The sequence below is a fragment of the Natronorubrum texcoconense genome (assembly GCF_900100335.1).
GTDB lineage: Archaea > Halobacteriota > Halobacteria > Halobacteriales > Natrialbaceae > Natronorubrum > Natronorubrum texcoconense.
Genome location: NZ_FNFE01000009.1, coordinates 56,610 through 68,431 on the forward strand (window position 1 = coordinate 56,610; position 11,822 = coordinate 68,431).

7 protein-coding genes are annotated in these 11,822 nt (G+C 65.3%); 2 read left to right on the forward strand and 5 right to left on the reverse strand.

What is annotated here, in order from left to right:
- Positions 1-44: 44 nt before the first annotated feature.
- Both BLT08_RS20860 and BLT08_RS20865 read left to right on the forward strand, forming a co-directional pair.
- Entirely contained in the window at positions 45-473 is a 429-nt protein-coding gene (locus BLT08_RS20860; RefSeq protein WP_090311912.1) for a GNAT family N-acetyltransferase, read from the forward strand.
- 91 nt (positions 474-564) lie between these two features.
- Positions 565-1,278 carry an Sjogren's syndrome/scleroderma autoantigen 1 family protein gene (locus tag BLT08_RS20865; protein ID WP_090311915.1) on the forward strand — a complete coding sequence of 238 codons (714 nt, stop codon included), beginning with the start codon at positions 565-567 and terminating at the stop codon, positions 1,276-1,278.
- A gap of 25 nt (positions 1,279-1,303) precedes the next feature.
- Here BLT08_RS20865 and BLT08_RS20870 read toward each other — a convergent pair whose 3' ends face one another.
- From BLT08_RS20870 to dacB, 5 genes are all read right to left on the reverse strand, one after another.
- Positions 1,304-2,893 carry an HTTM domain-containing protein gene (locus tag BLT08_RS20870; protein WP_090311917.1) on the reverse strand — a complete coding sequence of 530 codons (1,590 nt, stop codon included), beginning with the start codon at positions 2,891-2,893 and terminating at the stop codon, positions 1,304-1,306.
- A 380-nt stretch (positions 2,894-3,273) separates the two neighbouring features.
- Positions 3,274-5,367: a cation:proton antiporter gene (locus tag BLT08_RS20875; protein WP_245724303.1), complete on the reverse strand. Its 2,094-nt coding sequence runs from the start codon at positions 5,365-5,367 to the stop codon at positions 3,274-3,276.
- 204 nt (positions 5,368-5,571) lie between these two features.
- Positions 5,572-8,085, reverse strand: a complete 2,514-nt coding sequence (locus BLT08_RS20880) for a DEAD/DEAH box helicase (protein WP_090311920.1) — start codon at positions 8,083-8,085, stop codon at positions 5,572-5,574.
- Between the two features lie 315 nt (positions 8,086-8,400).
- A complete protein-coding gene (locus BLT08_RS20885; RefSeq protein WP_090311922.1) occupies positions 8,401-10,053 on the reverse strand; it encodes an HTTM domain-containing protein in 1,653 nt (550 codons plus the stop codon).
- 183 nt (positions 10,054-10,236) lie between these two features.
- The gene (gene dacB, locus BLT08_RS20890) at positions 10,237-11,712 is read right to left on the reverse strand and encodes a D-alanyl-D-alanine carboxypeptidase/D-alanyl-D-alanine endopeptidase (RefSeq protein ID WP_245724304.1); all 1,476 of its coding nucleotides are present in this window, start codon (positions 11,710-11,712) and stop codon (positions 10,237-10,239) included.
- Positions 11,713-11,822 lie beyond the last annotated feature (110 nt).

The window sequence follows — 11,822 nt, forward strand, 5'->3', positions numbered from 1 at the left end:
CCGAACCCGGAACCGTCTTTTTCAGCGCGCGTGTCGAGTGCCGTATGGCCGACGCCGACGACACCGACCCGTACCACATTCGCGAGGAACTCCCCGACCCCGAGACGTTCGCCGCGTTACGCGAGGCCGCGGGGATGCCGCCGCGCTCGCTCGAGGGGGTCGAACGCGGCCTCCCGAACTCGCTGTACGGCGTCGTGGTGGTCCACGAGCCGACCGACGAACCCGTCGGGATGGGCCGAATCGTCGGCGACGGCGGCACCGTCTACCAGATCTCGGATATGGCGGTTCACCCGGACCACCAGCGACGGGGGCTCGGGACGCGGATCATGACCGCTCTCGAGGACTATATCAACGAAACGGCGCCGTCGCAGGCGTACGTGAACCTGATCGCCGACGTCGACGGCTTCTACGAGGGGTTCGGCTACGAACCGGTCCGACCCGATTCGAAGGGGCTGTACCGGCGTACGGAGTGAGCTACCGCGGACTCGAGTGGCGATCGCTCGGCGCGTTCTCGACGCGCGACCGTTCGCAGCTTTTTCGACGTTCCACTCCCTCTAGACGAGCATGAGCGACTTCGACAAGGAAGCCGAACGCGAGAAACTCCGGGAGAAGTACGAGCGCGACGAACGCGAGCGGGAGGCGACCCAGCGCATGAGCGACCTGCTGCTCAAAGGAGCCACGATGACGAACGCCCACTGTGGCACCTGCGGCGACCCGCTCTTTCAGGAGGACGGTACCACGTTCTGTCCGAGCTGTCACGGGAATCCCGACGCCGTTCAGGGGACGGAGCTCGAGGCCCAGCCGGCCGACGAGGCTGCCGAAGAGGGCCGTACCGAAGCCAACCAGCAAGCGGGTTCCGCACCTAATCGCGCACCACAGAGTCCGGACGACGAAGGGGCTGACGAGACGGCCGTTGACAGGAGTCCAGCGGTCGATTCGGCTGCCGCCCGCGGGCACGACCCAGTCGATTCAGGCGCACAAGATGACTCGAGCCCTGAGATCGGTTCCACTCCCGACCCCGCGGTCGACTCGAGCACCGGGGACGAGCCGCGGCCCGAGACCCCGTCGCCGACCCCCTCACCTCGGTCGTTCGAGGGCCGTCGCCCGGCCGCCGATTCCTCGCCGGCCGACGGTGATCTCGAGTCCGCCCACGCCTCGCTCGTGCAGTCCCTCGAGAAGTTCGCCCGTAAGGCCGCCGAGACCGACGATCCGCGCTACGCGAAGGAGTGTCTCGAGGCCGCTCGCGAGGCGAGCGAGACGCTCGAGACGTTGCGGTGAGCGGTGGATGATCGTCCGGTAGCCGTTAGAAGTCGGGCGGCTGGATCTCTTTCGGCTCGTTGTCGCCGCAGCCGTGCTCGTACAGCTGTGAGGTGCGGGTGTCTCGGTTCTCGTGATCGTCGATGGTGTCGTAGGTGATGTCCTCGTAGACGACGTACATGTTGACGTGCGTCAGTTCGACGCCGTACTCCTCCTCCCACGTCTCACAGAGGTGATCGGCGAGGATCGGCGGCACGTCGTTGTCGTTGAATCCGCCGCTGCGGACGCTGTTCATGTAGAATCGGTAGCGGTAGGTGTCGTACTGGGTGTGGAGCTCTTCGGACGGCCGCTCGTAGGTTAACGGCCGATCGTTGTAGACGTCGATCCGATCACCGTCCGCGGTCTCGGCGGGGAAGACGTAGTAGCGGTCCGTCGTCCGCGGGTTCGGCGCGAAGACGCTCCAGTTGGGTTGATCGACGCCGAAACTCGAGGCCACGTCGTCGACCCGCTCCTCGGGCGTCGAGTTCCCGTCGATGAGCGCGACGGCCGGGATGTACGACAGAATCGACAGCAGGACGAGCGAGCCGAGGACGACGCCGAGGGTGACGCTGTAGGCGCCGGTCCGGATCTGGTCCAGCGACGGCGCGGTCACGCGCGGGTACGGGACGGCGGCGGCGACCGACTCGAGTCTGGTTCGGGGTCCGGTGAGTCGGTCAGTGTCGAAGTCGACGAGTGCGGCGACGGCCTTCAGATCGTCCCAGAACTGCGCCTGCAGGAACAACAGCAGGCCGGCCATCGCGACGTAGGGGAACGCCCCGATGCGGACCGTGAGGATGAACGAGGCGTGGCCGCCCGCGAACAGCGCGACGAGGAACATGCGCTTTCGCCCGACCAGCACGAGCAACAGCCACGAGAACATGAGCATGTAGTACCACATGTAGCTGCCCAGCTCGAGCAACACCGGGAACTGTCGGGCGTAGCCCACGAAGAGGAACGTCATATCGTCGAGGCCCATGATCAGCGGCGTCGCCTCCCCGCTGGTCCACAGCTCGTTTTCGGACTTGTGGTACCAGTTGAGGAAGTACATGTAGACCATCTGGCAGAGGATCAGCGCGGACGCGACGCCGGCGACCGACGGTCTGGGGTCGCGGCCGGCGTGAACGGCGTCGACGGACCAACGCTCGCCGAGTGGCAGGAAGATGGCCCAGAACAGCAGGAGCCGAAAGAGCGTGTCGGCGTAGCTCAACACCAGCGGGTTGTGGTGGTCGAGCGAGACGACGAACAGAAACGAGAGGATCGTCGCGATCCGGGTCTTGTAGCCGACGATCAGCTGGACGGCGATTAGAATCTGGATCCCCATTAGAAGGGCGATCAGCGTCGGATCCGTCGTCAGGTGGTAGAACGAGAACGCGTTGTCCGCGCTCAACTCCATCGCGAGCGACCGCGGAACGACTCCCTCCTCGGTGTAGAAGTGCGTGAAGTTACGCGCCCGCAACAGCACGTCCGCGATGATGAGCAGCCCGACGAACACCCGAAAGACGGCCAGCGTCCGCGTGTCTATCCGGACACACTGGGCGACGTTTCGCTGCACTCGCCGTGCGAGCGTCTCGAGTCGGGGTCTCACGGAGCCCTCCATTCGATACTAGATGTCAACAACGACGAAATAGTCGTTTCGGTCACGGTTCGTCGATCGACTCCGGACGAGGGGTGGGCGGATCTGGCAGGTGCATTGACGGTCATCGTGAGGGCGTAGTGACGTCGTCCGCGAGACGGAACGGCTCCGATTCGTCGTAGAGTCGGGGTGGAGGGGACTGTCTCGGCCGTCGCGGACGACGGTCGACGTCTGCTCGCAATCGAGAGGCATCCGGTATATGTTTTCTGTTCAGCACGACTCCGCTCGAGACCACTACGCTCGCTTCGGGTCGCGGCTCGAGTGTCGCCGAACGGCCGTAGGATCGCCACTCAGAGTCCGTATCGGCCGCTAAACGTTCGGAACTCGGAGCCACAAACCGGTGCTCAGGAGAACCGGAGGAACTGTCGGTCGTCGGCTCGCTCCTCGGTGGCCGGATACATCACGACGAAGTTCCCGTTCGTGAGGGTGGAGATGCTCTTCGGGAGCGTCTGCAGTCTCGGGTCCCACCCGATATCGTTCCGGCGTGCGCTCATGCAGACGACGAGGTCGTCCGAACGAACGTCGTCGCGGAGCGTCGCGAGCAGTTCGTCCCAGCCGTTCAGGTCGACGAACTCGCCGGGTGCGTCCGGCTCGACGAGACCGAACAGTCGCTGGCACTGCTCTCGGTTTCCGCCGATCACGAGTCCCCGAATCGGCGCGCCCGTCTGCTCGGAGATGAGCTTCACCGTGTGCAGCGCCTCGGAGAAGCCGTCGTTGTGGTCGATCCCAGGTGGGAGGACGAGGACGATTCGTCGAGTGGTGTTGAGCCGCTCTCGAACTCGACCGACCAGCGCTAGCTGGGTGGTTCGACTGAGCACCCGATCGATGGTGTGGCCGAACACCTGCTGGGTCCGCGAGCGAGCCCCGTCCCAGCCGATGACGAGCGTGGTGATCCGGTTCTCGACGGCCGAGTGGACGATGCCGGAGGCGATGTTGTGATTGACCCGAGTGTGTTCCTCGATCGGGACTTCGGCACTCGAGGCGTAGGCCTCCATCTCGTCGAGCAGCGCCTCCGCTTTGGCGACTTTTGCCTCCGTTCGCGTGCTCGCGTCCGGACGGACGACCGCGACGGTGTGGATCGGTTCGTCGTCGCGCTCGCTGCGGATCGTAAACGCCAGATCCAGTAGCGACTCCTTGTACTTCGAACTCGCCGAGACGGGGACGAGGATTCGCTGTCGCGTATCGCTCGGATCGTACTCCTCGTGTTCGCGTGCGCGAACGAGTGCGCCGCCGGCGCGTTCGACGAGCGCCGGACTGACCAGACTCACCACGAGGATCATCAGTACGACGGCGTTGATCATGTTCTGATCGAAGCCGGGAACGCCCGCCTCGAAGCCGATCTGAACGATCGCGAGCGCGGCGGCGGCCTGGCCGACCGAGAGACCGAACATGCCGAGCACCTGGTCGCGGTCGTAGCCGTAGACTCGCCCCGTCGCCCACGCGGCGGCGTACTTCGTCGCGAAGACCATCACGATCAGCGAGCCCGCGATCACGAGCGTTCCGGTCCCCTCGAGCACCACTCTCGCGTCGACGAGCATCCCCACGGAGAGCAGGAAGAAGGGGATAAACAGCGCGTTACCGACGAACTCGATGCGGTTCATCAGCGGCCCCGACTCGGGGATCAACCGATTGAGCGCGAGACCGGCGAGGAACGCCCCGATGATGTGTTCGACGCCGACGAGTTCGGCGAGGAAGGCGCAGATGAAGAGGACGGCCATCACGAACAGGAACTCGAAGTAGCTCTCCTCGCCGTGGATGCGGAAAAACCAGCGTCCGAGTCGGGGCACGAGCAGCCAGATCCCGACGAAAAAGAGCGTCAGTCCGACGCCGAGTTGCAGCCAGAAGGCGGCGTCTAAGGCCCCGTCGACGGACGCGATCACGACCGCGAGCACGAGAAGGGCGAGCGTATCGGTCAGGATCGTGCCGCCGATCGTCGCGGTCATCGCCTCGTCCGTCGCGATGCCGAGACGGTTAACGACGGGGTAGGCGAGCAGCGTGTGGGAGGCGAAGATGGCCGCGAACAGCGACGCCGCGGCAACCGTTAGATCCAGCAGGTAGACGCCGACTACCGTTCCGATAGCCTGCGGAATAACGAACGAAAACAGCCCGAAGACGATGCTCCGATCCTTGTACTCGATGAACTGGTTGAGGTTGATCTCGAGGCCCGCGATGAACATCAGGTAGATCAGCCCGACCTCGCCGAGCAACTGGATCGTCGCGTCTCGCTCGAGCAGGTGGGCGCCGTTCGGGCCGATCGCCGCCCCGATCAAGATGACGCCGACGATTCCGGGGAGTCGGTAGCGTTTGAGGACGAGCGGCGCGACGAGGAAGATCACCATCGCGAGCCCGAAGATGAGCACGGGGTCGTCGAACGGCGGGGTCAGCGACGGGCCGGTCGCCAGCGGCGTCGCTGTCTCCGCGGTCGTCGTCGACTGCATCGACGAGGCTCCTCTCAGGTTGGCTCCGTTCATCCCGTCACTGTCGCTCGGTCGCCGTGAGGTCTCACTGGATGCACTCGCTGAACGTCGTAGAGTCTGTCACTGGGCGCCCTCGATGATCGTCTCTCGTTCCGATCGCCTTTCAGTAGTTCGTGGAAACAGCCAGCCGCTCGAGCCGTAATGAGTCAGTACTTCGGCTGTCGATCAGTTCGACCCCGTGTACTCGGTCCCGATGACCTCCCGCATTCGTTCTGCTGTCACCGCGCCGACGCCGTCGGCCGCCTGCAGTTCGTCCTCGCTCGCGATCATCACGGCTTCGACGGTGCCGAACTCCTCGAGTAGCGATCGCGCGGTCACCGGCCCGATTTCGGCGATCGAGGAGACGACGTACTCCTGCTGTTCGGCGACCGTCTTCGCTCCCTTCTCGCCGTGGACCGACACCTCGCGGTCGGACGTCTCCTGCTCGCGGCCGGCGATCACGGCGAGCAGTTCGGTCGTCTCGTCCTCGCCGTCGGTTCGCAACACGCTCGCGCCGAAGTCGACGGCCAGACTCGAGAGCGCGCCGCGGATCGCGTTCGGATGGATGTCCCGCTGTTCGTAGATGCCGTCGCCCTCGACGATCACGATCGGCCGGGAGTAGTGGCGGGCCATCGCGCCGACCTGCTCGAAGATCGAGCGGTCGCCGCCGACCAGCGAGTCGACGAAGTCCGCGACGGACTTGCGCTCGACGACGACCCGGTCCGAACAGACGTAGTCGCCCACGTCGAGGGTCTCGAGGCGAATTTCGATCTCCTCGCGCCTCGAGAGATCCCGCGCGATGTTGGCGTCCATCTCGCGCTGGTCGGCGACGATCTCGATTCCGTCGCCGTCGGCGTGGGGTTCGTGAGTTTCCACGGCGTCGCGTTCGTTGTCGACGGTTTCGCCCTCGAATTCGCCCTCCTCGTCGCCCGGTTGCTCGTCTACAGTACCCGGTTCGTTGGTACTCGCCTCCGAGTTGTCGCTCGAGAAATCCTGCAGTCCGGGCTGTGCCGAAACCCCCTCACTTCCACTGGAAGAATCGCCGACTGCGGTCGAATTTCCGTCGTTCCCGTTCACTTTCGCTTCGCTGTTGGAGCCGTCGTCGAAATCCGACAGCGCCTGCTGAGAATCGTCGAGTTCCTCGGCGAGCGTGTCGGCCATCCCTTTCAACTCGCGCAGTTCGGACTCCATCTCCTTCTCCCGGCGCTGGGAGATCCAGAAGTAGGCCTCGTCGCGGGTGTCCTCGGCCATGAGGACGACGACGCGGCCCTCGGACTGGCGGCCCGTTCGTCCCTTGCGCTGGATGGATCGAATCGCGGTCGGGACGGGTTCGTAAAAGAGCACGAGGTCGACTTCGGGGACGTCCAGCCCCTCTTCAGCGACCGACGTCGAGACCAGCACCTCGAACTCGGCGGCGCGGAACTGGTCTAACACCTCCTGTTGCTGGTTCTGGGTCATCCCGTCCGATCCCTCGCGGTCACCCTGCCCGACGAAGCGCTTGGCGTCGAAGCTGTCGTTCAGAAACTCCGTCAGCGCCTCGGCCGTGTCGCGGGACTCGGTGAAGACGATGACCCGTTCGCCGCCCTCGAGCCCCAGCGTCTCGGCCAGCAGCATCCGGGTCTTGCGGTACTTCGGGTGCAGTTGGTCGAAGCTCTCGGCCTTGCGCATGGCCTCCCGAACCCGCGGATCGGAGACCATCCGCTGGCTGGCCTTCGACGCGCCCGACGACCGCGCCTGGTTGCGCTGGCGGTCGAAGTACCGACAGACCGCCTCGACGCTCTGGGTCTCGACGAGCGTGACGGCCTGTCGGAGCTTCATCACCTCCGCGTGGACGGACATCCCCTTGAACCCCTCCGACTGGTCGTTGTTGATCAGCTGCTGGAGCTCCGCCCGCATCCGGTTGAGGTCTTTCTGGGACTGGTCGGGCTGGGTCGATTTCGCGACGCCGAGTTCCTTGAGCTTCTCGAGGCGGTCTTTGATAACCTCGTTCAGCGCGTCGCGGATCTCGAGGACCTCCTCTGGAAGGTCGATTCGCTCCCACTCGACGTCGGTGTCGTGGGTGAACTCGCTGACGTCGGCGTCCTCCTCGGTCATCACCTCGACGTCCTGGATGCCGAGGTTGGCACAGACCTCGAGGATGGCCTCCTCGTCGCCGCCGGGCGAGGCGCTCATCCCGGTCACGAGCGGCTGGCTCGCGTCGACGTGGTAGCGCTCGGCGATGTAGTTGTAGGCGTAGTCGCCGGTCGCGCGGTGGCACTCGTCGAAGGTGAGGTGGGTGACGTCGGACAGCGAGATTCGGCTCCCGACGAGGTCGTTCTCGATCACCTGCGGCGTCGCCATCACGACCGTCGCCTCCTGCCAGGTTTCGGCGCGGTCGTCCGGACTGACGTCGCCGGTGAAGACGACGATTTCCTCGTCTGGGATCTGCAGTGCCTCGCGGTAGAAATCGGCGTGTTGCTGGACGAGGGGTTTGGTCGGCGCGAGCATCAGCGCCTTCCCGCCGACTTCCTCGAGTCGACGCGCCGTGACGAGCAGGCTCACCGTGGTCTTCCCGAGACCCGTCGGGAGACAGACGAGCGTGTGTCCGTTCGCGGCCGTGCCGGCGAGTTTGAGCTGGTAGAGCCGGCGCTCTAAGAAGTTCGGCTCGAGGAGTGGATGCTCGATGGAGGGGATCTCTGTGCCCTCGTCCGTTGCTGCCATTGGCGATGGTTCATCGTCGGCGCGAATAAGGGTTCTCGTACCGTAGCGGAAGTGAAACCACCCGTTGTTCGAGAGACGGCCTCCGCTCGTGCCACTGGAGACAAGAATTTTGGACGATACCGAATACTGCCATCCATGGACGATCTCCCTGACGGGGCCGGACTCTGGGAAGAGACTGACGCGGCGCAGCGGGCTAGAGCAGCACGGAACGCGATGAAACGACAGATCGGCGATCGATGATCGTCTCACGGCGGTGGGACGCTCGCTGCCGGTTGTACAACGGACGATCCACGCTGCCGTACGTATCTAACCGTCTCACTCCGGCGGTTCGATCACTTTCGGCTCGTTGTCGCCGCAGCCGTGGCGATAGATCTCGAGGTACTCTCGCTCCCGATTCTCCGGGTCGGTAATCGTCTCGGACGTCACGTCTTCGTGGACCGCGTACATGTTGACGTAGGCGAGTTCCTCGTCGTGATCTTCGGCCCACTGCTCGCAGATGTGGTCGGCCAGCTGTTCGGGGACCGCGTTCTGGACGCTGCCGCGGCGGACGCTGTTCATGTAGAACCGCTCCCGGTAGGTGTCGTACTGCTTCTGTAACTGGCCGTCGTAGGGTCGCTCGTCGATCAACGGCCCTCCGGTGTAGGCGTCGACTACCTCGCCGTGTTCGGTTTCGGCGGGGAAGACGTAGTAGCGGTCCGTCGTCCGCGGATCCGGCCCGGCGAAGACGCCCCAGCCGATGGGTTGATCGACGCCGAACCTCGAGGCGGTCGATTCGACCTGACTGACGCCCCTCGTCTCGGCGAGGGTCTCTTCGACCGTCCCCTCGACCCGGTCTTCCATCGGCTGGTCGCTCTCGTCGTCGGCCAGCGCGGCCCCGACGTTGAACACCATGACGGCCGCGACGAACAGGAGCGTGACGACGACAGCAGCGAGCGCGAGCGTGTAGGCGTGGCCGCGGAGCCGAACCGCTCGGTCGGAGTCCAGTCGATAGTTCGGGAACTGGGTGGCGACCCGCTCGAGCGACCCGGCGCGAGCGGAGAGCCGCTCGAGATCGATCCCCGCGTACCGTCCCAGCCGCCGTAGGTCGTCCCAGAACGGCGTCTGAAGGAAGACGAGCAGCCCCGCGAGCGCGACGTAGGGGAACGCGCCGATGCGAACCGAGATGGCGAACGAGAGGTGACCGGCCGCGAACAGGCCGATCAGGGGGTATCGCCAGCGGCCGGGGAGGAAGATTAACAGCGGCGAGAGGAGGAGGATGGTAAACCAGATCAGGCCGCCGAGTTCGAGAAACACCGGAAGCTGGCGGATGGTGTCGCCCAGCAGGAAGGTAATTTCGTCGATGCCGAGCACCAGCGGCGCGGCGTCGCCGCTCGTCCAGACGTCGGACTGGGATTTGATGATCCCGTTCGTGAGGTACATGTAGACCATCTGGCCCATGATCAGCGCGGTCGCGGCGTTCGCGACGACCGATCTGGGCTCGCGGCCGGCGTGGACTGCGTCGACCGACCAGCGCTCGCCCAGCGGGAGGAAGACGGCCCAGAACAGCAGGAGCCGAAAGAGCGTGTCGGCGTAGCTGAGCACGAACGGGTTGTGGTGGTCCAGCGAGACGACGAACAGGAACGTCAACACCGTCGCGAGTCGCGTCTTGTAGCCGACGATCAACTGGACGGCGATCAGCCCCTGGAGGACGAACAGGGCCGCGATCAGCGTCGGATCCGTCGTCAGGTGATAGATCGAGAACGGATCGCTCGCCGAGGCTTCCAGCACCAGCGACCGCGGGGCGACGCCCTCGTCCGTGTAGAAGTACCAAAAGTTCCGCGACCGGAGCAGCAGGTCGGCGACGACGAGCAGCCCCGCGAAGATTCGAAAGACGGCCAGCGTTCGCGTATCGATTTGAACGCGCCGGTGGAGAGCGGTTCGGAGCCGGCGTCCCGACTCGAGGAGGGCGGGACGAAGAGCGGGACCCATCTGTCAACGTGATTCTAACCGAACACTATAGGTATTTCTATCGGGAGAGTTGCCGTTCGGAACCGTCCGGACCGGTCGCGATGGAACGCTTCGTGCGCGCTGATCGCGTCGGTATCGTTCCCGTGCGTCGACGGCACCAGCGCTTTGCAGACTCGAGTCGGATGTCCGTCCCCCAAGTACCGCTTACGTCGCTTCGTCGGCGATCTTCGCGACGAGTTCGTCCACCCGCGGCGAAGCGCCGCTGGCCCGCTCGCCGGTGAGATTCGCCGCGAGGACCGCGAAGCTCGCGATCGGTTCCTCGTCGTCCTCGACGACGCCCGCGAGACACGTCACGCCTCGAAGCGAGCCGCTTTTCGCCCGAACCGTCGGCTCGACGTCGGTGAGACGGTTCCTGACCGTCCCCTCCTCGCCAGCGATCGGGATCGTCTCGCGGAAGGTGTCGCTCCACTCCGCCTCGAGCCCCCACTCGATCATCGCGACGACGTCGCGCGCGGACGCGAGGTCGTGTCTGGAGAGCCCGGAGCCGTCGCGGATCTGCGCCGTCTCGGCGCCCGCGTCCTCGAGCGCCGCCCCGAGGATTCCCTCCCAGGCGGCCCAGGAGCCGACGCCGTCCCGTTCGGTGGCAACCGTCCGAGCGATGTTCTCGGCCACCATGTTGTACGACCAGTCGTTGAGTCCGTCCGCGATCGCGGACAGCGGTCGCGACTCGTGAGTCGCGAGTTCTTCGGTGAGTTCGATCGGCTCGTCGGTGATATCGACCGCGGGTTCGAGCCCAGCTCCGCCCGGAGTAATGCTGACCCCCGCCTCCTCGAGCGCCCTGACGAAGACGCCGGCCGCGTGCTCGTTGGGCGTCCCGACGGGGACGTCCGCCGTCGCCTCGTCGTCGGGCACCATCCGCCCGCCGACCTCGACGGTGTTCGTCCAGTGGTCGGGCGCCGTGATCGTCACGAATCGGTCCTCGTCGACGCACTCGAGGTCCACGTCGACGTCGATCAGTCCGGAATCGGGTTCGACCGCGACGTCGAACTCGCAGTCGTCGCCCCGCCGACTGACCGTAACCTCGACTTCGTTGTGATCGACGACGAACGCCGAACTCTTCGAGCCGTAGGAGTTCACCGCGTCGCCGAGCGTCCACGCCGGCGCGTGCTCGCCGTCGTCGAACGCGGAGACGTCGACGACGAGTCGGTCGGTGACTCGCCGGACGCCGGTCTCGGCGACGGCTTCCGCGAGCGCTTCCAGATCCGCCGCCGTCACGTCCGGATCGCCTCGAGCGACGATCCCGAGCGATTCGACGACCCGCTCGTTTCGCCGGTCGCCGACGACGCCGACGGTCGTCTCGTACCGGTAGTCGGGGCCGAGTTCGTCGAACGCGGTCGCGGTCGTCAACACCTTCGTCGTCGACGCCGGCGGAACGGGCCGGGCCGAACCGCTGTCGGCGATCGGCTCGCCGGTCTCGAGATCCCGGGCGAAGACGCTGATCGCTGCCCGATCGAGGTGGTCGAACACGTCGCCGGCGTCGACCGGCGGCTCCCCGGAGTCGGATTCGGGTGCGGCCGACACCTGCCCGCCCGTCGCCGCTCCCGCGATCATCGTGAGTCCCGTCGCCTGTACGAATCGCCGTCGGCCAAGTCGAAACGTCTCGAACATGGTTCGTTGCACTGTTCTTGAGTAGTTGTACTAACGTGCACGCCTATCATGATAGAGTGTAACAGTCACACGAATCCAACAACGTCCGAACGACGCCCCGCCGATCGCTCTCGAGTGCTCGA